General features: G+C 45.8%; 17 protein-coding genes. 7 read left to right on the forward strand and 10 right to left on the reverse strand.

Translation table 11 applies throughout. The features are described 5' to 3' along the window. Positions 1-353: 353 nt before the first annotated feature. A complete protein-coding gene (locus tag QUA23_RS03445; RefSeq protein WP_333073228.1) occupies positions 354-560 on the reverse strand; it encodes a hypothetical protein in 207 nt (68 codons plus the stop codon). Positions 561-674: 114 nt separating this feature from the next. On the opposite strand from QUA23_RS03445, the gene QUA23_RS03450 reads away from it, so the two are divergent. Together QUA23_RS03450 and QUA23_RS03455 are read left to right on the forward strand one after the other, a co-directional pair. After that, complete coding sequence (locus QUA23_RS03450) at positions 675-1,001, forward strand: MgPME-cyclase complex family protein (protein WP_333042436.1); 327 nt, start codon at positions 675-677, stop codon at positions 999-1,001. Then, positions 998-1,735, forward strand: a complete 738-nt coding sequence (locus QUA23_RS03455; RefSeq protein WP_333073230.1) for a hypothetical protein — start codon at positions 998-1,000, stop codon at positions 1,733-1,735. Before QUA23_RS03450 ends, QUA23_RS03455 begins: the two co-directional genes overlap by 4 nt. Before the next feature lie 84 nt (positions 1,736-1,819). Here QUA23_RS03455 and QUA23_RS03460 read toward each other — a convergent pair whose 3' ends face one another. Then, a complete protein-coding gene (locus QUA23_RS03460) occupies positions 1,820-3,916 on the reverse strand; it encodes a tetratricopeptide repeat protein (protein WP_333073231.1) in 2,097 nt (698 codons plus the stop codon). Positions 3,917-4,207: 291 nt separating this feature from the next. Then, positions 4,208-5,149 carry an NAD-dependent epimerase/dehydratase family protein gene (locus QUA23_RS03465; RefSeq protein WP_333073233.1) on the reverse strand — a complete coding sequence of 314 codons (942 nt, stop codon included), beginning with the start codon at positions 5,147-5,149 and terminating at the stop codon, positions 4,208-4,210. Between the two features lie 224 nt (positions 5,150-5,373). Between QUA23_RS03465 and dnaG the strand changes: the two genes are divergently transcribed. Further along, positions 5,374-7,392: a DNA primase gene (dnaG, locus tag QUA23_RS03470; RefSeq protein ID WP_333073234.1), complete on the forward strand. Its 2,019-nt coding sequence runs from the start codon at positions 5,374-5,376 to the stop codon at positions 7,390-7,392. A gap of 157 nt (positions 7,393-7,549) precedes the next feature. Here the strand turns inward: dnaG and QUA23_RS03475 are convergent, their stop codons facing one another. Then, on the reverse strand, positions 7,550-8,065 hold the full coding sequence (locus QUA23_RS03475; RefSeq protein WP_333042425.1) for a pentapeptide repeat-containing protein: 516 nt from the start codon (positions 8,063-8,065) through the stop codon (positions 7,550-7,552). Positions 8,066-8,079: 14 nt separating this feature from the next. On the opposite strand from QUA23_RS03475, the gene QUA23_RS03480 reads away from it, so the two are divergent. Next, on the forward strand, positions 8,080-8,676 hold the full coding sequence (locus QUA23_RS03480; RefSeq protein WP_333073235.1) for a YraN family protein: 597 nt from the start codon (positions 8,080-8,082) through the stop codon (positions 8,674-8,676). Between the two features lie 201 nt (positions 8,677-8,877). On the opposite strand, the gene QUA23_RS03485 is transcribed toward QUA23_RS03480, so the two are convergent. After that, entirely contained in the window at positions 8,878-9,267 is a 390-nt protein-coding gene (locus QUA23_RS03485) for a hypothetical protein (RefSeq protein WP_006632408.1), read from the reverse strand. 148 nt (positions 9,268-9,415) lie between these two features. Here QUA23_RS03485 and queA point away from each other — a divergent pair, with 148 nt between their 5' ends. Then, positions 9,416-10,555, forward strand: coding sequence for a tRNA preQ1(34) S-adenosylmethionine ribosyltransferase-isomerase QueA (gene queA / locus QUA23_RS03490; protein WP_333073236.1), 1,140 nt, complete (start codon positions 9,416-9,418; stop codon positions 10,553-10,555). Between the two features lie 42 nt (positions 10,556-10,597). On the opposite strand, the gene rpmF is transcribed toward queA, so the two are convergent. Beyond that, entirely contained in the window at positions 10,598-10,771 is a 174-nt protein-coding gene (gene rpmF, locus QUA23_RS03495) for a 50S ribosomal protein L32 (protein ID WP_006632406.1), read from the reverse strand. Between the two features lie 180 nt (positions 10,772-10,951). Continuing rightward, on the reverse strand, positions 10,952-11,428 hold the full coding sequence (locus QUA23_RS03500) for a TM2 domain-containing protein (RefSeq protein WP_333042421.1): 477 nt from the start codon (positions 11,426-11,428) through the stop codon (positions 10,952-10,954). A gap of 405 nt (positions 11,429-11,833) precedes the next feature. Here QUA23_RS03500 and acsF point away from each other — a divergent pair, with 405 nt between their 5' ends. Next, positions 11,834-12,910, forward strand: coding sequence for a magnesium-protoporphyrin IX monomethyl ester (oxidative) cyclase (gene acsF, locus QUA23_RS03505; RefSeq protein ID WP_333073427.1), 1,077 nt, complete (start codon positions 11,834-11,836; stop codon positions 12,908-12,910). 143 nt (positions 12,911-13,053) lie between these two features. Here the strand turns inward: acsF and QUA23_RS03510 are convergent, their stop codons facing one another. Both QUA23_RS03510 and QUA23_RS03515 read right to left on the reverse strand, forming a co-directional pair. Next, positions 13,054-16,245: a tetratricopeptide repeat protein gene (locus tag QUA23_RS03510; RefSeq protein ID WP_333110295.1), complete on the reverse strand. Its 3,192-nt coding sequence runs from the start codon at positions 16,243-16,245 to the stop codon at positions 13,054-13,056. Positions 16,246-16,778: 533 nt separating this feature from the next. Beyond that, positions 16,779-20,141: a CHAT domain-containing protein gene (locus QUA23_RS03515; protein WP_333073240.1), complete on the reverse strand. Its 3,363-nt coding sequence runs from the start codon at positions 20,139-20,141 to the stop codon at positions 16,779-16,781. Between the two features lie 307 nt (positions 20,142-20,448). Between QUA23_RS03515 and QUA23_RS03520 the strand changes: the two genes are divergently transcribed. Then, positions 20,449-21,963, forward strand: coding sequence for a phospholipid carrier-dependent glycosyltransferase (locus QUA23_RS03520; RefSeq protein WP_333073241.1), 1,515 nt, complete (start codon positions 20,449-20,451; stop codon positions 21,961-21,963). Positions 21,964-22,112: 149 nt separating this feature from the next. Here QUA23_RS03520 and trmB read toward each other — a convergent pair whose 3' ends face one another. Next, positions 22,113-22,745 carry a tRNA (guanosine(46)-N7)-methyltransferase TrmB gene (trmB, locus tag QUA23_RS03525; protein WP_333058842.1) on the reverse strand — a complete coding sequence of 211 codons (633 nt, stop codon included), beginning with the start codon at positions 22,743-22,745 and terminating at the stop codon, positions 22,113-22,115. Positions 22,746-22,814: the final 69 nt, after the last annotated feature.

Consider the following 22,814-nt stretch of genomic DNA (forward strand, 5'->3'; position numbering starts at 1 on the left):
GATTAGTTTAGCCTTTGGCAGTAGTACGTGGGCAACAAATTTAGCTGATTTGTTGAGCTTATTTGAGCAGGGGCGGAGGGCGATCGCTTTTGGTGGGATGGCGGAAGTGACAGCGGGGCGATGTCTATTCCGGCGAGAGGAAATCAATCCACACATTTTACATTTTTAATACAATAGTTAGGACTGTTTTTAGGTAGTAATCACAAACCCTTGATTTTCCCGCGAGCACATCGATCACCATCAAAGCCTTTTTTTAAGGTTCCCAATCAAAAACTGTCTGAAGTATTTTCATATGCAAACCACTCCCAATCAGGTTTAACAGCCGCCAGATTGCCTCAATAATTGGTAATTATTCAATGTGCAATTCCATCTAATTTCCTATTGTCACCTAAATTTCCCCGAAAATCACCAGCCCGAAAAATAATCGCCCAAATCCCCAAAAAACCAGCAACTCTCACAACTCTCACAACTCCCTCAACTCTCGCCACCAACGATTTTTCTGAGGCGGCTTGCTCTGCCTCTACCCAAGATGACAGCAAATAAGGTAAAGTAAACGGCACAAGAGTCTAGAACTCTCCAACAACCGCAACTCGGCAAACCAGCCCCTGGCCAGCAAAACTCGCCAGTACAGGCGGCATTAACCGCTAACCGTCAACCCCTAATAACCCAGAAAAATGCAAACCTACTACTACGTTTTAGCCAGCCAACGCTTTTTGCTAGAAGAAGAAGCCCTAGATGAAGTGTTTAAAGAAAGAACTCGCAACTACAACGAACAAGAAAAACAAATAGACTTCTGGTTGGTTAAACAGCCGGCTTTCCTAGAAGCACCGACAATGGCAGAAGTTAAAGCAAAATGCCCTCAGCCAGCCGCCGCTATTATTTCTACCGATCCCGTCTTCATCACCTGGTTGAAACTGCGATTAGAATATGTACTGACAGGTGAATTTCAAGCACCATCAGCAACTATTCCCGATGCCCTTGCATCCCTACAGACAGCATGAACAAAATAGCAAAATATCAGACAAAACAACTAACAATAATTAGGGGTAAATTGTACAAATTTATTTTGTCTCTCCCCCTATTTTCTGCTACTTCGATCGCCCTGTTGGTATTGACAATTTTATCGAGTTCTGTTAAAGCTCAGTCGAGTTGCGAACCGCCGCAGTCCGACGAATATCTACTGTTAATTGTCACCCCAACACCCGAACAGCAAGAAAGAGCAAAACGCTCTTTCCCTGGAAATACTAACAACACAGTTTGTCGGTACATCAATGACACGGTGACGCGAGTTGGTGGCTTTCGCGACTCGCAAATCGCCAGCGATTGGGTTAAATACATCGAAGATGTTGTTGGATTGCAAGCTTACGTAGTACGATCGCCCGCAGCCGCGCTACCCCAAAATTTGCCAGTCTACAACCCTCAGCCAGCACCAGGTTCTGAACCAATCACCAATCCTTCAACCGGCAATCTTGCCTTCAATCCCCAACCCCTCGGCCCTGGTTATGCAGTGTTAGTCGATTACTTCAACCAACCGGAATTAGCCGCCGAAGTCAGGCAAGCATTAGGCACGCAAGTAGGGTTAGCTTCCTACGGCCAGCGTCCCTTTTTATTCGTCGCTTATACAACGGATCAAAACGCCGCTACTGCTGCTGTAAAAGCATTGAGCGATCGAGGTTTTTGGCCGATGTTAGTAGACAGCCGCCGAGTTACCGTAATTGCTCCCGCTGTTCGCTAAAAGATAACCTACCCCACGATTATTGGGATCGTGAAATCACTACTACACCCAAAGTCCTAGCAGAGGGGGACTCATAACAATTATTTATTGTTGTTGTTGGGATTCTAGCGGGCTGCTTCCTAACTGACTTTCTGCCCGCTTTTTTGCTTCCATTGCCGCTCCGTAATCCGGTTTGTAGCGAATTGCTTTGTCATAGGAGGCGATCGCATCTTCGTATCTTTTTACCGCTACAAGTGCATTACCGCGGCTGTACCAAGCTTCGGAGTAGTCTTGCTTGACATAAACGGCTTCGTTGTAAGACACTAGCGCATCTTCGTACCGATTCAAATTGTACTGAGCATTCCCTCTATTGTACCACGCCTGATATTCTTTCGGATTTAAATCTAAGGCTCTGTTATAACACTCAATTGCTTGTTCATACTTGCGTAATTCGTGGTACGACCAACCTAAATTGTACCACGCTTGATAATAATCCGGTTTTAATTTTACAGCTTTTTCGTAAGCTTCTACCGCTTCTTCATGTCGGCGCATTTTTAGCAAAGCGATGCCTTTACTGTACCAGGCTTGATAAAAATTTGGCTGAAACCGCACGGCTTTTTCGTAGGCTTCAAAAGCTTCTTTATTTTTGTTTAATTCTAGGAAAACATTGCCTAAGTTATACCAAGCTTCAAAATTATCGAATTTAATTTCAACTGCTTTTTGATAGGATTCTACGGCTCGATCGTACTGTTTTAATTTTTGGTAAGCTTGTCCCCGATTGTACCAAGCACCGTACAAATTTGGCTGAAACTGTACCGCTTTTTCGTAGGAAGCGAGCGCTTCTTCGTACCGCTGCGAATCTAACAGAGTATCGCCTCTGCCTTCCCAGGCGGCGGCATAGTCGGGCTGGATTTTCAAAGCGTTATCAAAAGATGCGATCGCCTCTTGAGACTGTTGCAACTTCTCCAAAGCATAACCGCGTCCCGTCCAAGCTTCCAGGTATTCCGGCTTTAATTCTATGGCTTTATCATAAGCTGACTGCGATTCTCGATATTTTTTCAATTCATATAAAGTTTTGGCTTTTTCCTGCCAAACTTCCGCGTAGTCCGGTCTGAGAGTTATTGCTCGCTCGTAAGCTGCCAGAGCTTCTTCAAATCGGCTTAAATTGTAAAGAGTATTGCCTCGGTTGTACAGGTCAGTTGCATTTGCCGCATTAAAAGTATTTACACCATAAATTGATGCTAAGATAGTGACACCTATTAAACTAGCGATCGACAATATTTTTAAATAGAGTTTTTTTCGGGATTTTACAGGCTTATTCGCAGCAGCAACCGGAGGCAATACAGGGACTGTACCGCTGAAATAATTTTTCAATTCTTTAATAGCTTGCAGCGTTTCACCGGCACTAGAATAACGTTGCCGAAAATCGTACTTTACCATCTTATCTAAAATCTTCGCAAATTCAGGACTGACTGATGTTTTGTCCTGCCAAATAATTTCCTCTGTATCGGCGTTTCTTGGCATTTGGTGAGGATTGATGCCCGTAAGGAACTGAATTGCGATCGCACCTGCGGCATAGATATCGCTGCTGAGTTTCGGGTTGCCGTGAGCTTGTTCGCTGGGCATATAACCGGGAGTACCTATGCTGACACTCAAGCTATTTTTGATCTGAGGATTGGTGATTTGAGTAGTAATTTCTTTGACTGCCCCGAAGTCAATTAAAACTAACTTTCCGTCTCTATCTCTGCGGAGGATATTGCGGGGATTGACATCGCGGTGAATCACATTTTGCTGGTGTACGAAATCTAAAATTTCCAGAAGTTCTTGCAATATACAAATGACTTTATCTTCCTGCATGACTCCCGCATTCCCAGGAGAAGCGGGCGTAATTTCTTGACTTAAATCGTGACCTTCTATAAATTCTTGAACGAGATAGAACTCTTGGTTCTCTTCAAAAAAAGCAAAAAGTCGGGGAATGCGATCGTGATTTCCCAATTTGTACAAAACTTGTGCTTCGGTATCGAATAAACGTCTTGCTACCTGTAGAGTTTCCGGATCAGTTGCTTGAGGTTTAAGCTGCTTGACGACGCAGAGGTGATTGCCTGGTAGCTGCTTATCTTCAGCTAAGTAAGTTTGAGCAAATCCGCCGCCTCCCAAGTGACGGATAATGCTGTAGCGATTGCTGAGTGTTATTCCAAGCATGAGATTTACCTAATATTTCCTAGTCTTTTGGAGAATTAGCTTCCAACCAAGCTGTCAAATCTTCCGCATTTGAAAAATCTAATATAGTCTCTCTAATTTTTTTAATTGGTCGAACGACCACTGGGGAGTTTGAATTTCCATAAAATAAATTTCCGGGTGAAATCCATGATGCAGTTCTTCAATCATTAATTTAGTTCCATTTGCTGTCTTTCTTGTTCCCTCCCCTTACGAAGGGGAGGGTGAGGGTGGGGTTCTACATTTTTCCTGGCATTGGGATGCTCCCACTTTAACTTAACTTTGAACTGATTTCAAAATTTCATCATCGACTGAAAAATCTATCTCAGCTTTGTCCCGCCCCGAAACTACATAATCATTCTGAAAAGAATCTTTCAATCCAGAAAGTAAGTCAAATTCTGGCTGCCAGTTAAGATCGGTGACAGCTTTATTAACTGAAGCGAAAAAGTGCTGCAATCGCATCGGAAAAGCTTTCTTTTTGCCGAAGTCAAATTGTTTCGGATCGTAGTGTACAATCTTAATAGCATCAGAGGATTTGCCTGCGGCTTGAATGCAGGCGCGTGCTAAACCGTCAAAGGTGACAAATCGATCGCCCGAAACGTTGTAAATTTGCCCGATCGCCCTTTCGTTACCCAAAACCGCCGCCATTGCTTTAGCCAAATCCTGACAGTGCCCCAACTGCGTGAAGTGCATTCCGTTACCGGGAATCGGAATCGGTCGATCGCGCACAATGCGATCGAAAAACCAAGCCTCTAAATCATTATAATTTTGGGGGCCGTAAATGTAAGTCGGGCGAATCGAAGTCCAAGGCAAACCCGATGCGGCCAAGTAATTTTCGGTTTCGCATTTACCCAAATGCCGGCTTTTAGGATCAGTAGCGTCCCCTTCAATATGAGGCATTTGATCCGACTTCAAATAAACCCCCGCAGAGCTCATGTAAACAAAGTGCTGCACCCGCCCTTTAAATATTTCAGCTAAAGGCTTTGTATCGCTGAGTTCGCGGCCGTTGTTGTCAAAAACCGCGTCAAACTCGACCGTCGATAACTTTTCTTGCAGTTGTTCAACATTTGTGCGATCGCCCTGAATCTGTTTTACGCCCGCAACCGGTGCAGGCTTGTTGCCCCGGTTAAACAACACCACTTCATGCCCTTGTGCTGCTAAAATCTTAGTAAGATAAACCCCGATAAACCGAGTACCGCCCATCATTAAAATTCGCATTATTTTCGATGCTCCTTACAGTTAGTGTAAACATCTTACAATAAAGTTATGCCTTACGGAGAAACCAGTTTTTTTAATAAAACACATATTAACAGCGATCAGCCCTGGTACGAAAAACCGGAAACCTTGAGTTTTTATGTGCAAGTCCTGAAACTCAGTTTTGTGCTTTACTAAAGTACGCTCGCTCAAAATAAACATAATTTTAATTTGCCTAAAATACCCCTATGCAAGTTCCCCGGCTGCATCCAGAAACAATCGAAGAAGTTAAACAAAGAGCCGACATAGTAGACGTTATTTCCGGTCGCGTCGTCTTGCGTAAACGCGGCAAAGAATTTGTAGGTTTGTGTCCTTTTCACGATGAAAAATCTCCCAGCTTTACCGTCAGTCCCGGCAAACAAATGTATTATTGTTTCGGCTGCGGTGCAGGTGGCAATGCTTTTAAGTTTCTCATGGAACTGGAGAAACGCCCTTTCAGCGAAGTAGTATTAGAATTAGCTAAAAATTATCAAGTTCCCGTCAAAACTGTCGAACCGGAACACCGACAAGAATTGCAGCGGCAAATTTCTCTGCGGGAACAACTCTATGAAATCTCAGCACTAACAGCCAACTTTTACGAACACGCTTTGCGACAAACCCAAGGAGAAGAACCCTTAGCATATCTCAAATCAGAGCGCCAGCTCAGCGAAGAAACTATCCAACAATTTCAATTAGGTTATGCACCCCAAGGTTGGGAAGCACTTTACAGTTATTTAGTAGAACAGAAAAACTATCCGGCGCAGTTAGTCGAACAAGCTGGATTAATTGTACCCCGAAAAAATGGCGGCAGCGGTTATTACGATCGCTTCCGCAATCGCATTATGATTCCCATTCGCGACACCCAAGGCAGAGTCATCGGTTTCGGCGGCAGAGCCCTCGGCGACGAACAGCCGAAATACCTCAATTCTCCCGAAACAGAACTGTTCGACAAAGGCAAAACTTTATTCGCCTTAGATACAGCGAAAACAGCAATTAGCAAAGCCGATCGCGCAGTGGTGGTAGAAGGGTATTTTGATGCGATCGCACTTCATGCCGCCGGCATCTCCAACGCCGTCGCTTCCCTCGGCACAGCGTTAAGTTTAAACCAAGTGCGGCAGTTATTGCGGTACACTGACTCCAAACAAATTATCCTCAACTTCGACGCCGACAAAGCAGGAACTCAAGCAGCAGAACGCGCTATTGGAGAAATAGAAAAACTCGCTTATCAAGGAGAAGTTCAACTGCGGGTGCTCAACATTCCCGACGGCAAAGATGCCGACGAATATCTCAAAACATACTCCCCAGAACAATATCGAGAATTGCTCGAAAATGCTCCGTTGTGGATCGACTGGCAACTGCAACAAATGCTCGTCAATCAAGATTTGAAGCAAGCCGATACTTCCCAGCAAGTTACCAAAAAAATCATTAACTTATTAACTAATATCACTGACGACAATCAGCTAGCACATTACCTGCAAAAATGCGCCGAAATTCTCAGTAAAGGAGATTTTAGACTCACAAAAATGATTGCTGAAAACTTGCTCAATCAAGTAGTCAGCGATTGGGCAAAGCGGCAGAGTCAAGACGAATCTTTAACAATGCCCCTGTTAATTAGAAACAAGCTGAAGCCGAACAAACAATATAAAAAACAGCGTGCAAGCGGCGAAAACAAAAGCTCAAAATCCAGCTTGTCTGCCGTAGCCCGCAGTCTTTTAGAAGAAGCAGAAGCGCAATTATTGCAGATTTATTTGCACTGTCCCGAATATCGCCAAGATGTCAGAGAAGCAATAGAAGCTAGAGACGTGCAGTTCAGCCTTTCTCACCACAGATTTTTGTGGCACCAGATTGTGAATGCTGAAATATTGCACAAAATGTCTTTACAAGTAGCGCCTTCAGAGTTAATATTGAAATTGCAAGATAGCTTCATTGAATATCCGAATCAACTAAATCAAATCTCGCATTTATTTCACTTAAATGAGTTCTCAGAAAGAAACGTTTATCGCGCACCTCTAGTCATTAGATCTGCCCTCGCCTGTATCGAGCAAATTATCAGCATGAAGCGGCGCCGAATTGCACTCAATATGTGGGAAAAAGCCAAAGCCGCTAGCAGTGGCCAAGAGGCTATAGAATATCACCAACTCTTCTGTGCCGAACAAGAATGGCTCAAGGAATTAGAGCGGCTGCGTCAAGTTAATTTTTACGATTTAACTTCTGTGCCTTGGGGCTAATACCCTTTTAAATTTTAGATTTTAGATTGGGGATGACTCGTTCGATATAGGTTGGAAGCTTGCCTGCGGTTACATTTTTTTAACTGATATAAGTAATAAAGTCCTTACTAGAAGCCTGTTTGTACTAAGGACTTTATTCCTTTATTCAACGAGCCTTTTAATAATCGCAAAAAAGAGTTTCGCGAGTATCTCTACCTGTTACTGGATTAGTACCTTTTGCCACTTTACAAAGTTTTTCTATCATATCGTCTCGCAGCAGTGTCTCAGTAAAATCTGCACCGTCAATGATAGCTCCTTCCAGCCTGGTATTGTAAGCGAAAGCACCCTCAAGGATAGCATTAGTTAAATTTGCTTTCATCATGCGAGCCAAATCTAAAGTCGCACCCGTGAAATTAGCGCCTTCTAAATTTGCTTCTTCCATATTGGCAGCAAAAAAGCTGACACCTCGCAAATCTGCATTAGTAAAATTGCTGTTGCGAAGATTGGCTTTATTAAAGCTGTCGTCAGTTAGAACTTGGCCAGTAAAGTCAGCGCCGACTAGAATTTCTTTATCGTGATCCAAAGCGAAAGCAGGTGCGGGATTAATGCCGATCGCCCCAGCGGCAATTACTGCTAAAATAACAAAACTCAGCAAGAAAGTATAAATATGTTGGCGAATTCGAGAAATCATCATACAAGTTCAAGCTAATGGGCAGTCGTGAAAGTTCAGAATTGAATTCTACCAGAAAGAGCGTCAAGCGTAGCTATCCCGTAGGGAATCGCCCGCTCGCGACGGCTGACTCCAATTTCCCCCAATCCCCAAACTCTCGCGATATCGGCACATTGGGAGAAAACTTAGTCGCCGACTGGTTGCAGCAGCAAGGTTGGGAAATCCTACACCGCCAGTGGCACTGTCGCTGGGGAGAGATTGACATCATCGCACTCGGAAGAGATGAAGAAAGCGAAATCAACAGAGGTCTTCCCAATCACACATCCCCAACATTAGCATTTGTAGAGGTAAAAACTCGCCGCCGGGGAAATTGGGATGCTGGTGGAATGTTGGCTGTTACTAGCACAAAACAAACCAAACTTTGGCAAACAGCCGAAATATTTTTAAGCACTCATCCAGATTTAGCCAATAATTATTGTCGCTTTGATGTCGCCTTAGTCAGGTGCGAACCTTCACAACAAAACACTAAGCAAATATTACCAGCATTATTAACAGCAGCGAACTCTCAATCCGCCGTTGCAGGAAACTACCGACTCACCCTGCAAGAATACATTCGCTCGGCTTTTAGCAATTAAAAAAAATATATAATTAAAAGTTAGAGGGTAAAATGTCAAAGCAATGCCACTAGGTAATTTTTAATTGTTAACTTGCCTAGGTTGTCGCACTTTTCTCTCTTGAGCTTTAACGGAGCTGAAAAAAGCGTTCAATGTTTTCCCGCTTTCCCCTTCTCTCCCTCTGCTGTTCTATCATCACAGTTAATTTATATGCGTAGCAATCTAGGCCAGAGTTTCCGGGCAATATCCCAGACCCTTGACAAACTGCTGGCGAAACGCTTCAATTTCTTTGCGGTCAGGGCTGCCGTGACAAACCACTGCCACTTGGTAGCGACGCATCACGCTCAGGGGCGACTGTCCGGTTTCCAAACTCCAAAGCGCCATTTGCAAGCGAATTTCAGGATCGTAAGGAATCCCGAGTTCGTTCATAAAAGCCCGAAAATCCCCGTGCATTTCGGGTGTTAAATATTGGCTCATCTTCACCTTTACCACCCAGCCGTCAATTTGGTGAATAACAGTGATAAATTGCAAGGGAAGATGATGAGCCGTGCGTAGGTAATCCACGACTCTCAGAGTAAGGCTAGTATTGGCGATGTAGTAGAGGTATTCCATAACGATCCTTATGAGCAAAGCTGATGCTACACCTCTATCCTCGCGGGCTATACCCGCCACCACAAGGGGAAAAGCACCCGACTTTGGATGGGGGTTTTTACCCAATTTGTTACCCAGTTGACAGATCGATCGCACAGGAATTCACTCGATGACAGAGATGGACTGGTCTTTGGACGGCTACGACTACGAACTTCCGCCCTCACGCATTGCCCAAAATCCCGTAGTGCCGAGGGACAGTTCTCGCTTGCTGGTTGTAGATTCTCCCAGCAGCCACCAACACCGGATTTTTAGGGATTTACCCGATTTGCTGGAACCGGGCGACTTGCTGGTACTCAACAACACCCGCGTGCTGCCAGCGAGGCTCTACGGGCACAAACCCAACGGCCCGGCTGTGGAGATATTGTTGATGGAAGAACGGCAGCACAACTGTTGGCTGGCTTTGGTCAAACCGGGAAAACGCTTAAAGTTGGGAGCAAAAATTGAGTTTGATCCCATCGCCCCTGGCTGTGAGGACTCGACCACAGCTCCTTGCTGTTGCCTTCCCGATGCCACGATGCCCGATCGTCGTCGATTAACTGCAACAGTTATAGAGAGGGACGACGCAACAGGGGGACGGCTGTTGGAGTTTGACATCCCCACAGATGAGAATCTGGCGAAGTTTTTGGACGAATACGGCCACATACCCCTGCCGCCCTACATCGAAAATTCCCAAGCTTCAGCGGAACAGTACCAGACTGTTTATGCCGAGAGGCTTGGGGCCGTGGCTGCTCCCACAGCAGGCCTGCACTTCACCGAAGAATTGTTCAGCCGCTTGGAACAGCGGGGAATAGAAAAAACTTTTGTCACCCTGCACGTCGGAGTAGGGACGTTTCGCCCGGTGGAGGTGACAGACGTGACGGCTCACAAAATGCACGGCGAATGGGTGGAAGTACCCCCCGCCACCGTCGAGAAAATCCGGGAAACTCAAGCCCGAGGCGGGCGGATTATTGCTGTGGGTACAACAGCAGTGCGAGCTTTAGAGGGAGCCGCCGCCGCGAGTGGCGATTTTTCCTTGCAACCTTTTTGCGGCCCGACCAATTTGTTTATCTACCCTGGTTACAAGTGGCGGGTTGTAGAGGGGATGATTACCAATTTTCACTTGCCCCGCTCTACTTTGATGATGATGGTAAGTGCGATGATTGGAAGGCCTCGGCTGTTGGATTTGTACCGAGAAGCGATCGAGCAACAGTACCGCTTTTATTCCTTTGGCGATGCCATGCTGATTTTACCAACAGCAAAAAAGGATTGATCGATCGGGCATCGGGTTCGCCCCATGCCCGGTATTCCGTTTCTATTCTTCCTCCTCTTCTTCATTGCCGGGATACACGAAGCTGTTGGAACGTCCAGTCAGAACAGATTTGCCCAGAGACAGAGCTTTCTGAGCTGCCACTACAGCTTTGCGCTTCCATGTGGCCTTACGCATATTCTTCTTGGATTTGGAGGTTTTCTTCTTAGGGACTGCCATGACGCTAAATACTTTCTGCTTGCTTATATAGACAAACAAACATTCTAGCCGATTTTGCCGGCAATGCTTACTCAAAAAACGGCAATAACTGCTCACCAACCAATATCAAGTAGTAGGGTGCGTCAGCGATTAGCTTCTGGAAAAATAGACAAAATCCCCTAGATAACGCACCCGCAGCAGCTAAAGTTCGTGAAAGTGGTAGATCACGACGCCAGTTACGGCATCGTTCTCGATACTCACATAACCCGTTTTGAGCATTGCCGTGAAAGCCTCTTCCACTTCGGCAAAAGTAGCGCCGGTTGCCATCACCCCTTGGGTGACAGATAATCTTCCGTTCTTGGTATAAGCTGCCTTCAGGAGTTTAACCCCTAACTGGTCTGGAGTTGGCTTGGGATATGTCGCGGCGATCGCCCCGCTGACTGGATATAGCGGTATACCTTCGCGAGATACGCCGAGTTTGCCCCTGAGACTGGCATTGCGTTCGTCCACCATGTTCGGCAGCAGCAGCAAGTCAAACAATTGCCCAAACCCAAACAAGCCAAAGGTAAACAGCCACAGCAAACCACTACCAATCTTGCCGTTGTAGAGGCGGTGGAGTCCGAATGGGCCGAAAAAACAAGCTGCCCATAAAAGGTAACTAACACCTAAATTGCTCATTTTCTGACCGTCCTGCCTGGTTATTCTAAGAATTGGAGTCCCTTTATACATTTTGTACTTTCTATCTGGTGTTTAAACAGCTTGACATGGGAATTTATTTGTGTGGTAGCCTAATAAACTGACAAAAGGCAGAATTTGGTTTCCCCATACCTTCTGTCTGGAAGCCCATGAGTAATTTTGCGTAGCAATTCTTAACGCCAGCAACATATTTGCGCGGGCGAGAGCTTGGTAAACTGGAGGGCGTGGAAATTACAGCAGCTTAGACCTGGATTCCACTATGGTTTCTTGACGGAGCGCCAAAGCAAGCGCGCCGCCAGCGCTGGCCGGACATACACGAGCGCGATCGCCCGCAGTACCCGACAATGGAAACAAGCGAGTAGTTATAAGCAGAAATCCAATAAAAATATGGTAGATTCCCTCAAAAAACCCACTTTTGAAGAACTGCGGCCGGGAGTGAAAGCCCCAGCCAAAGAAACTATTCTCACGCCGAGATTTTACACAACAGATTTTGACGAGATGGCCAAAATGGACATCTCGGTAAATGAAGCCGAACTAAAAGCAATTATTGAAGAGTTCCGCGTTGACTACAACCGCAACCACTTCGTGCGTGATGCCGAGTTCGATCAATCTTGGGAACACATCGACGGCGAAAAGCGCCAGTTGTTCATTGAATTCCTGGAACGCTCTTGCACCGCTGAGTTTTCTGGCTTCTTGCTTTACAAAGAATTGGCACGCAAGCTCAAGGACAAAAATCCAGTGCTGGCCGAAGGTTTCTTGCTGATGTCGCGGGACGAAGCGCGGCACGCCGGATTCCTCAACAAAGCTCTCTCGGACTTTAATTTGTCCTTGGATTTGGGTTTCTTGACAAAGAGCCGCAGTTACACATTCTTTAAGCCGAAGTTTATTTTCTACGCGACTTACTTGTCTGAAAAGATCGGTTATTGGCGCTACATCACCATTTATCAGCACTTAAAAGCCCATCCTGAAGATCAGATTTATCCGATTTTCCGATTCTTTGAAAATTGGTGCCAAGATGAAAACCGCCACGGAGATTTCTTTGATGCGGTGATGAGAGCTCAGCCTCAGATGTTGAACGATTGGCGCGCTAAGCTTTGGTGCCGTTTCTTCTTGCTGTCAGTGTTCGCGACAATGTATCTCAATGATATCCAGCGCGCCGGTTTTTATCGATCGCTCGGACTCGATGCTCGCGAATACGACATCGAAGTGATTAAAAAGACCAACGAAACAGCAGGCCGCGTATTCCCCGTCATGCTCGACGTGAACAATCCAGAATTTTATGAACGGCTGGATGTTTGCCTCAAGAACAATCAGCAGTTGACAGCAATTGTTGCTTCCGATACTCCGAAATTCTTGCAGTTCTTCCAAAAATTGCCTTTGTATTTGTCGAACGGCTGGCAGTTGTTGAAGCTGTACTTCATGAAAACAATTGAATCACCTTCAGTACAGGGCGCTGTGCGTTAAGTTTTGATTTTTCATCCTCTGTGACGGCGGTTCTGCGACAAGCGGAGCCGCTTTTTTTTAGGTATCCAGATTGACCGCAAAAAGTTATTGCCCCCGACTTACACTCGCCCGGAATTGGAATTGATGCTGGTTTTTCATAAAATTTATCGCCATTCCCCCTGAAGCGTAAAAGCCGCCCAATAATAAGGAGAACGCCACTCTTCCTGCTTCAACATTTCCAGTTGCGCCGCCCTCAATGCTGCTGCTGGCGTTAACCCTTTTTGCAGCATTCCCTGATAGAAACTCGACATTAACTTAGCCGTTCCTTCATCGTCCACACTCCACAAACTCACCACCACTCGCTGAGCCCCTGCATACATAAATCCCCGTGTCAATCCTACCATGCCCTCGCCTTGAACGATCTGCCCCATTCCGGTTTGGCAGGCACTTAAAACTACTAAATTTGCAGCTAATTTGAGATTGAAAATATCAGTAAGTCGGAGGAATCCGTTTAAAGGATTTCCCTTTTCATCTACTAGGGACAAGATGATTCCTGACAGTTCCGGATGAGCGCTATTCGCTAAACCATGAGTGGCAAAATGAATGATTTTATATTGGTTTAATTTCGGGCTGGTTGCGACGGCGCGGCTGGCTTCAAAATCCAAAGATTCGGTGCGAGAATTGGCAGGAACTAACGCTTGAATGATTTGAGCTTCTTGGCGAGTGAATTTTAAACGGCTCAACTGTAAGTTATTGGCGCGACCAGAGCGGCTTAAACCGGGGTTTACTGATTCTATTGCTTGCAGATTAGTTGCGGTTGACTGGTTTTTGACTCGTTCATCTTCCGGGCTAAAAACTGGATCGGCGAGAATCGCTAAAGTCCGAGTAGGAGGTTGTCTGTCACTGTAGTTTTGTCTTAATATTCCCAAGGTGGAAGCAGAAGGCAGCAGCACGATTTCATGGTCTACTATTAAAGGCGGATTCCCATTTTCACCGGATTTTCCAGGGAGTGAGAGGGCAGCAAAGGGGAGGTAATTGAGAACGCCATCGCCAACAATCAGCAGGCGCTTTTGAGCTAGTTGTGCTGCTGCCGGCTGTAAGATCATTTGACTGATAGCATCGTTGGCTTGGGCGACTTGATTGGGGCTGTTTCGGGAAGTTGGAGCGGTGACAGCATTGCGGAATTTTCTGGCAGTTGTCTCGATTTCAGCAGCTTTTGGTAATTCATAACTGGTGATGCTGGTTTTGGTGACAGCCCAGAGATAGCTGCGCTCTTTTCCTAAAGAATACTGGAGTAAAATTGTATTCTCATCGAGGATTTGTTGTTGAATTTGTGCCAGGGTTAGGGGTTGCGGTTGGGTGAGGGCTGCGTACCGGGGGCTATTCGCGCGGATTTGTGTTTGAATGTCCTGATATTGTGCGATTAAAGTTTGCCGTTGTTGTTCTAATTCTGCTTCTTGGGTGGGAGTGTGCTTGGGGCGATTGAGAACTTCGACGCGCCGTTTTTCAAGGGCATCGAGTTGCTGTTGCAAACTGCGTTCTCGCTGCAATAATTCAGGGGCGACATTTTGGCGAATATCGGCATTTGCTTCTTGCAGAAGTTCGAGGAGACTGCGGGCGCGGGAACGTTCGCTGGCTTCAAAGGCTTTGGTATCATAACCAGATCTGGGTTGCGTTTTGTGCAGTTGCATTAACAGGTCAATGTAGAACTGGTAATAGTTTTGTACGGTGGCAAAGTATGAGGTGCGGAGTTCAGGGCTGGCAATTTTGGTGCGGAGGCTTTCAATAATTTTGAGGGAGGCTTCAATGTTAGTGAGGGCTTCAGTGAGATTGCCTTGCTCACGTTTTGCATAAGCTATGTTGCTGAGGTTGTTGGCTTCTCCACTGCGATCGCCTACTGCGCGACTTAGGGGAAGTGACTGGCTGTAATACTCTAGCGCTTTCTCTTTTTCTTCCAAATCTGAGTAGACACTGCCGATGTTGTTGAGGGTGCGAGCTTCCCCACGGCGATCGCCCACAGCCCGATACAGGGGAAGCGACTGGCTGTAATACTCCAGGGCTTTCTCTTTTTCTTCCAAATCTGAGTAGACACTGCCGATGTTGTTGAGGGTGGTAGCTTCCCCACTGCGATCGCCCACAGCCCTATACAGGGGAAGCGACTGACTGTAATACTCTAGCGCTTTCTGTTTTTCTCCCAAATCTAAGTAGACTAAGCCGATATTGTTGAGGGTGGTAGCTTCTCCGTTGCGATCGCCTACTGCTCGATACAGGGGAAGGGACTGGTTGTAATACTCTAGGGATTTCTGTTTTTCTCCCAAATCTGAGTAGACACTGCCGATGTTGATGAGGGTGCGAGCTTCCTGTGTGCGATCACCTATTGCCCGACTCAGGGGAAGCGACTGCCCCAAATACTCTAGTGCTTTCTGTTTTTCTCCCAATGCTGAGTAGACAGCGCCGATGCCGATGAGGGTGACGGCTTCTCCATTGCGATCGCCTACTGCTCGATACAGGGGAAGGGACTGGCTGTAATACTCTAGCGCTTTCTGTTTTTCTCCTAAATCTGAGTAGACAGTGCCGATGTTGTTGAGGGTGCGAGCTTCCTGTTTGCGATCGCCTATTGCCCGACTCAGGGGAAGGGACTGGCTGTAATACTCTAGCGCTTTCTGTTTTTCTCCCAAATCAGAGTAGACACTGCCGATATTGTTGAGGGTGGTGGCTTCCCCACCGCGCTCGCCTACTGCTCGAAACAGGGGAAGCGACTGGCTGTAATACTCTAGAGATTTCTGTTTTTCTCCCAATGCTGAGTAGACAGCGCCGATGTTGGTGAGGGTGCGAGCTTCCTGTTTGCGATCGCCTATTGCCCGACTCAGGGGAAGCGACTGGCTGTAATACTCTAGCGCTTTCTGTTTTTCTCCCACTTCATCGTAGACTTTGCCGATGTTGTTGAGGGTAGTAGCTTCCCCACCGCGATCGCCTACTGCCCGAAACAGGGGAAGGGACTGGCTGTAATACTCTAGGGATTTCTGTTTTTCTCCCAAATCATCGTAGACTCTGCCAAGAACCAGGAGACTAATAGCTTGTGCTGAATTGTCGCCCGCTTCTCGATACAGCTTTAAAGCTTCTTCAAGCTTAGCGATCGCTTTTCTTAAAGATTCCGCCGTCCCCTGCTGAAACATTTGCACCCCTTCTGTCAAGGCTCTTTCAGCAGCAGCAGCCGCAGGATTTCCCCCTCCCTGCTGCGATACCCCTTGACTAATTTGAATAACACTGGGTGCAGCTACCGCCGGGACTCCTAGCAAAATCAGAGCACTTACAGCGAGTCCGTAACGCCCCCAAACCCAAAGTGTGATATTCATAAATACCTGCTCAAACAAGACCTTGTTAACCGGTATCATAGTCGATCGCAGCTTGTCAGGTGCGCTTTCCCAGACTGCGTGCCGATTGCGTCGGGGGCATATTGTGCAATCCCGCCGCTGCACGTAGTGCCGCATCCTCTAAGGGCGATCGACCGCATCGGATTTGCCTCCTCGAAGATTAAAAGTCATAATTGTAATTTTTACGCTATTCTCAACTCAGTATTTTTAAATTAGCGATCGCTCCCAAACCTAGCCTCTACTATTTTTTGATGTTTTATGAACGCCAACAAAAAACAATCCCACAAATCAATTTTTGTTTTTACCCTGGGAATGCTCGGTGTGTTCCTCTTTTCCTTAACACTCCGATTTTGGGAACTAGAGCGATTTAACACTTTAGTAGTAGAAGAAGGAAGAAGGAAGACTGTTGACTGTTGACTGTTGGCTGTTATTCATGGCAAGCCGGATGCCCGATTGCCGTATAGGTTTTATCAGCAATTAATCAAACTTGATATCATAACGGTTTTTCATAAAATTTATCGCCATTCCCCCTGAAGCGTAAAAGCTGCCCAATAATAAGGAGAACGCCACTCTTCCTGTTTCCACATTTCCAGTTGTGCCGCCCTCAATGCCGCCGCTGGCGTTAACCCTTTTTGCAGCATTCCCTGATAGAAACTCGACATTAACACAGCAGTTCCTTCATCATCCACATTCCATAAACTCACCACCACTCGCTGAGCCCCCGCATACATAAATCCCCGTGTCAATCCTACCATGCCCTCGCCTTGAATGTTCTGCCCTAATCCGGTTTGACAGGCACTTAACACTACTAAATCTGCTGCTAACTTCAGATTGAAAATATCAGTAAGTCGCAAAAATCCGTTTAAGGGATTGCCCTTTTCATCTACCAGTGACAAGATGATTCCCGATAGTTCCGGGTGAGTGCTATTCGCTAAACCGTGAGTGGCAAAATGAATGATTTTATATTGGCTTAAGTTCTGACTGGTTGCTGCGGCGCGGCTGGCTGCAAAATCCAAAGATTCGGTGCTAGAATTAGCTGGTATTAACGCTTGAATGATTTGAGCTTCTTGGCGAGTGAACTTTAAACGGCTCAACTGTATGTTATTGTCGCGGCTAGAGCGGCTTAAACCGAGATTTACTGATTCTATTGCTCGGTGATTGGCGCTATTAGACTGGGTTCTGACTCGTTCATCGTCAGCGCTAAAAACTGGATCTGCGAGCATTGCTAAAGTCCGAGTTGGGGGTTGTCTGTCATTGTAGTTTTGTCTTAAGATTCCCAAGGTGGAAGCGGAAGGCAGCAGCACAATTTCATGGTTTGCTATTAAAGGCGGATTCCGATTTTTACCGGGTGTTTCGGGGAGTGAGAGGGCGGCAAAGGGGAGGTAATTGAGAATGCCATCGCCAACAATCAGCAGGCGTTTTTGAGCGAGTTGTGCTGCTGCGGGCTGTAAAATAATTTGACTGAGCGTCTTGTTAGCTTCAGCAACTCGATCGGGAATGTTTCGGTAGCGCGGGTTAGTCACTGCATCCCGGAAATTGCGGGCGGTTTTTTCGATGTCAACCTGTTTGGGCAATTCATAACTGGTGATACTGGTTTTAGTCACAGCCCACAGATAGCTGCGCTCTTTCCCTAGAGAATACTGGAGTAAAATTGTATTCTCATCGAGGATTTGTTGTTGAATCTGGGTCAGGGTTAAAGGTTGCGGTTGGGTGAGGGAGGCGTACCGGGGACTGGTGGAGCGGATTTGTGTTTGAATGTCCTGATATTGTCCTAGTAAAGTTTGCCGTTTTTGGTCTAATTCTGCTTTTTCTGCGGGGGTATGATTGGGGCTGCTTATAGTTTCGATTCGCCGTATTTCTAAGGCATCGAGTTGCTGTTGTAAATTGCGTTCTTGCTGCAACAATTCCGGGGCGACACCTTGGCGAATATCGGCGTTTGCTTCTTGAAGAAGTTCCAATAAAGTGCGGGCGCGGGAGCGTTCGCTAGCTTGAAAGGCTTTAGTATCATAACCAGAATTGGGTTGCGTTTTGTGCAGTTGCATTAACAGGTCAATGTAGAACTGGTAATAGTCCTGCACGGTGGCAAAGTATGATATGCGGAGCTCGTGGTTGGTAATTTTGGTGCGGAGGTTTTCGATGATTTTGATGGAGGTTTCAATGTCAGTGAGGGCTGCGATTAAATTGCCTCGATCGCCTTTGATATTAGCCATATTGTAGAGGGTGAGAGCTTCCCCAGGACGATCGCCCACAGCGCGAAACAGCGGCAGGGCTTGGTTGAAATATTCTTCTGCTTCCTGCTGTTTTCCCAATTCTGAGTAAGTAGTACCTGTATTGTTGAGGGTGAGGGCTTCTCCACGCCGATCGCCCGCTTTTTGTCTCAAATCGAGGGCTTGTTTGTAGTAGTCTAGGGCTGTTTGTTTTTCTCCCAAATCTGAATAGACTAAGCCAATATTGGTGAGGGTAGTTGCTTCCTTAGCCCGATCGCCCATAGCGCGGAATAAGGGAAGGGCTTGGTTGAAATACTCTAAAGCTTTCTGTTTTTCTCCCAAATCGTTGTAGGCTAAGCCGATGTTGTTGAGTGTGGTGGCTTCCCCAGTGCGATCGCCCAAAGATGTGTCGCTGTTTGCAGGTATGTTCGAGATGTTGCTGAGGTTGATACTTGCTTCAGGGCGATCGCCCATTTCCCGAATTAGGGAAAGGACTTGCTTATAGTAGTCGATGGCTTGCTGTTTTTCTCCCAAAGCATAGTAGACGGCGCCGATATTGTTGAGGATGACGGCTTGTTTAGGGCGATCGGCTACAGTCTGATTCCAAGAAAGGGCTTGCTTGTAGTAGTTCAGGGCTTGCTGTCTGTCTCCTAATCTATTAGTAATGAAGCCCATTTGATGCAGCGTGTAAGCTTCCTTCTCCCGATTTCTAAGCATTTGATAAAGCGAACGCGCTGCATCAAACTTTTGCAATGCCTCCTGATAAGATGATGCTGTTTCCTGAGCGAATAGTCGCCTAGCTTCCTGAACCAATCGCTCGGCTTCATCTGTTTTTAGATTTAATAGTTCTTTGTTTTTCTGAATTAATCGCTCCGCTTCGCCATCCGGGATTTGATTTCTACTGAGATCGAGGGTTGTCAGATTTACCAATCCCGCTAAAGGTTTGACATCTGCGATTTGATTTATACTGAGGTCTAGGGCGGTCAGATTTGTCAATCCCGCTAAAGGTTTGACATCTGCTATTTGATTTGATGCGAGAAAAAGCAGTATCAGATTTGTCAATCCCGCTAAAGGTTTGACATCTGCGATTTTATTCCCACTCAAATAAAGAAAATTTAACTCAGTCATTCTCGATAAAGGTGTCACATCTACAATTTGATTAGATGCGAGGGACAGCCCTGTTATATTAGTCAATCCAGCTAAAGGTTTGACATCTACGATTTGATTGGCTTCGAGGAAAAGCTCTGTCAGATTAGTCAGCCCCGATAATGGTTTCACGTCTGAGATTTGATTGAAATTGAGGACGAGAAATCTCAGATTAGTCAGTCCCGATAAGGGTTGCACATCTGTTATTTGATTTAAACTGAGGTTGAGCTTTCTCAGATTTGTGAATTTTGATAATGGTTTGATATCGACTATTTGATTGCGAATCAGGGAAAGTTCTGTGAGATTAGTCAGGGTTTTTTGAGCGCGATCGCACTCTTGTGTTTTTGCTTTTGATAGCAACACCTCCACCGTATGTCTGGCTTCAGGGGTCAAATTCTCTTTGTTGGTACAGAAATCAGCAAAACTTTCAAATGTCTGGGGATTTGGCGCGGCGGCAGATCCCATCAGGATAGTCGCACCTACAGCTAAGCCCCAACGCCCCCAAATCGAAAGTATGGGATTCATAAGCACTCGCTAAAAAAAGACATGATTAGCTGCTATCATAATCTATCGCACCTTGTGATGCACCCTTTTCCTTCCGGCTTGCCAATTAGATGGGGAGCATTTGGTGAAACAATAGTCGCTACTGCTTCTCGCTGCACTCTCCAAGCATTATTAGAAGCCGGGTTTAAGAAACCGGGTGTTTCCCAAAAAACTGGTTTCTCCTAAAAAATTCGGTTCTGCACAAGTCCTATTTTACGTTACTCTCAACTCAGGAATTTTAAATTAGCGATCGCCGTCAAATTTAGTATCTATTATTTGCTGCTGTTTTATGAAAATCAAGAAAAAACAATTTAACAAATCGAATGTTATTTTTTCCCTAGCAATGCTCGGTGTGTTCCTCCTATCCTTAACTCTCCGCTTTTGGGAACTAGAGCGATTTAACACTTTAGTATTTGACGAGGTTTATTACGCTAAATTTGCCAACAATTATCTCACAAAAACTACTTTTTTCAACGCTCACCCGCCTCTGAGCCAGTACATAATTGCGATCGGCATTTGGATCGGCACTCACCTTCCTTTCGGCAAAACAGCCGTCAACAGTATGGCAGGTTCCCTGCTTTCCCCTTGGGATTACCGCTGGCTGAATGCTCTCACAGGTTCCTTTATTCCGCTAGTTGTGGGAGCCCTGGCTTATCAGCTAGTTCGGCGCCGCACCTTTGCTTTTATTGCTGCTTTATTTATCGCCTGCGACGGTCTGTTTTTAGTTGAGTCTCGCTACGCTCTGAACAATATTTATCTAGTTTTGTTAGGAATTTTAGGTCAGTTATTTATTTTAAAATCCGTAGAAGCCGAAGGCAAAAAGCGCTGGCTTTGGCTGGTACTCGCCGGAATAGGTTTCGGCGCATCTGCTGCTATCAAATGGAACGGATTATGGTTTCTTTTCGGTACTTATCTAATTTTAATCTGTGCTTGGGCAGTTCGTTTTATCCAGGTAAACAGAGGAAATGAAGAACAAAGCCGCGAGGTAGATTCACCTATAATTCCTGCCGAAAGCCCCGTACAAAAACTGACTAAACTTAACTTTATAGAAGTAGGTTTAACTCTAGCTGTCATTCCTATTCTAGTTTACAGCATCTCTTGGATTCCTCACCTTCACTTTAATCCAACTCCCAATTTCTGGCAGATGCAAACGGAAATTTTGACTTATCACCAGCGGATTAAAAGCGGGCCTGACGTGCATCCTTACTGTTCCACCTGGTACAGTTGGCCTTTGATGCTGCGCCCCATAGTTTACTTCTACAAAACTGCTAGCAGCAATGCCCAACCAGATCCAGTTTTGCCGCCTTTACCTGAAGGTGCAACTCAGGCAATTTTTGACGTTCACGCAATGGGAAATCCATTGCTTTGGTGGCTGTCAACCTTAGCTTTACTGCTAGTAATAGCAGTTTTAGTTCACCGGATTTTGGTGTGGCTGCAAACGCGCAGCGAGGCTTCTGTTGACACGATAGAACAGCAGCGGCCGATTTTATTTCCGCCGACTGCTGAAATGTGGCTGGCGTTATATTTAGTAGTTAATTGGGCTGCTAATTTGCTGCCTTGGGTGAAGGTGACTCGCTGCATATTTTTGTACCATTATATGGGCTGTTCTGTGTTTTCAGCCTTAGCACTTGCTTGGTGGGTTGACAGGTGGCTGCATAGCCCTCAAACTCGACTCCGAGGGATGGGGGTCACAATTATTTTTCTGGTTTTGGGTGCTTTTATTTTCTGGATGCCTATCTATTTGGGACTGCCTTTGTCGCAAATGGAATGGAAAATTAGGATGTGGCTGGCGTCTTGGGTTTAAGCTAGAAATAATTCTTTTATTAACGGGTTCTCCGGCCCGTTCCACAAGAAAATTAAGTTTTGTGGAACAGGTATCTTGCCTGTTCCTAACAAAGGTGCAAGATGTAAGTTATAACATTTATTACCAAGTTGAGTTGGCAAAAGCGAGCATTATTTTTGATAGAGTGCTCGATAAACTGGTTCGCCCCGTTTCAGAGTAGCAATTTCTCTTTCAGTAGCAACAGGTAGGGGATTTTCTGCTAGCCAGTTGTCGCCGTTTTGACGTTTAAAACTCGGGTGAGATGAAAAGCGATCGCACATTTCTCTTTCTACTTCCTCAATATCTGACTGGATAAAAACTTCGCCGCCAATTGCCAGATAAGTTGCCAATTCATTAACTAATTCTTGCTGCACCACCCGGCGTTTGTGGTGCTTTTTCTTGAACCACGGATCGGGAAATTGAATGCTAACTCGCTGCAAAATACCTGCGGGTAAAGTTTCTAAAATTGGTTTCAGGGAACTATTCGCATTGCAAAACAAATAGTGCAAATTTGTCAAGCCTTTTTCGTCCCGCCAAAGATTCGCCTCTTCTACCAGAGGTTCCCGAATTTCTAATCCTAGAAAATTCCAGTCTGTTTGGATTTGGGCCATGTGCCACAAAAACCGTCCTCTGCCGCAGCCGATATCTAAATGCAGCGGTAAATTTAAGTCGGCATAGATTTTAGTCCAATCCGGGGGACTTGCAGATGCTTGATATCTAATTGATAGGGGATTGACGTGTTCCCGCACTCTTACTCTTGCCAATTTTGCTGTCTCCTGAATGTATTTTTTAACCGCTGATGAGGGCAGATTAACGTGGATTAACGCAGATAA

Source organism: Microcoleus sp. Pol1C5, from assembly GCF_036701115.1.
In the GTDB taxonomy this organism is placed as follows: domain Bacteria; phylum Cyanobacteriota; class Cyanobacteriia; order Cyanobacteriales; family Microcoleaceae; genus Microcoleus.

Excerpts from the sequence above, each read along its gene's own strand:
- QUA23_RS03485 (WP_006632408.1), bottom strand. The coding sequence starts at position 9,267 with ATGGAATACCTCTACTACATCGCCAATACTAGCCTTACTCTGAGAGTC.
- QUA23_RS03450 (WP_333042436.1), top strand. The coding sequence starts at position 675 with ATGCAAACCTACTACTACGTTTTAGCCAGCCAACGCTTTTTGCTAGAA.
- dnaG (WP_333073234.1), top strand. The coding sequence starts at position 5,374 with ATGCAAGTTCCCCGGCTGCATCCAGAAACAATCGAAGAAGTTAAACAA.
- rpmF (WP_006632406.1), bottom strand. The coding sequence starts at position 10,771 with ATGGCAGTCCCTAAGAAGAAAACCTCCAAATCCAAGAAGAATATGCGT.
- QUA23_RS03515 (WP_333073240.1), bottom strand. The coding sequence starts at position 20,141 with ATGAATCCCATACTTTCGATTTGGGGGCGTTGGGGCTTAGCTGTAGGT.
- acsF (WP_333073427.1), top strand. The coding sequence starts at position 11,834 with ATGGTAGATTCCCTCAAAAAACCCACTTTTGAAGAACTGCGGCCGGGA.
- QUA23_RS03460 (WP_333073231.1), bottom strand. The coding sequence starts at position 3,916 with ATGCTTGGAATAACACTCAGCAATCGCTACAGCATTATCCGTCACTTG.
- QUA23_RS03480 (WP_333073235.1), top strand. The coding sequence starts at position 8,080 with ATGGGCAGTCGTGAAAGTTCAGAATTGAATTCTACCAGAAAGAGCGTC.
- QUA23_RS03500 (WP_333042421.1), bottom strand. The coding sequence starts at position 11,428 with ATGAGCAATTTAGGTGTTAGTTACCTTTTATGGGCAGCTTGTTTTTTC.
- QUA23_RS03510 (WP_333110295.1), bottom strand. The coding sequence starts at position 16,245 with ATGAATATCACACTTTGGGTTTGGGGGCGTTACGGACTCGCTGTAAGT.
- QUA23_RS03455 (WP_333073230.1), top strand. The coding sequence starts at position 998 with ATGAACAAAATAGCAAAATATCAGACAAAACAACTAACAATAATTAGG.
- QUA23_RS03475 (WP_333042425.1), bottom strand. The coding sequence starts at position 8,065 with ATGATGATTTCTCGAATTCGCCAACATATTTATACTTTCTTGCTGAGT.
- QUA23_RS03520 (WP_333073241.1), top strand. The coding sequence starts at position 20,449 with ATGAAAATCAAGAAAAAACAATTTAACAAATCGAATGTTATTTTTTCC.
- queA (WP_333073236.1), top strand. The coding sequence starts at position 9,416 with ATGACAGAGATGGACTGGTCTTTGGACGGCTACGACTACGAACTTCCG.
- QUA23_RS03465 (WP_333073233.1), bottom strand. The coding sequence starts at position 5,149 with ATGCGAATTTTAATGATGGGCGGTACTCGGTTTATCGGGGTTTATCTT.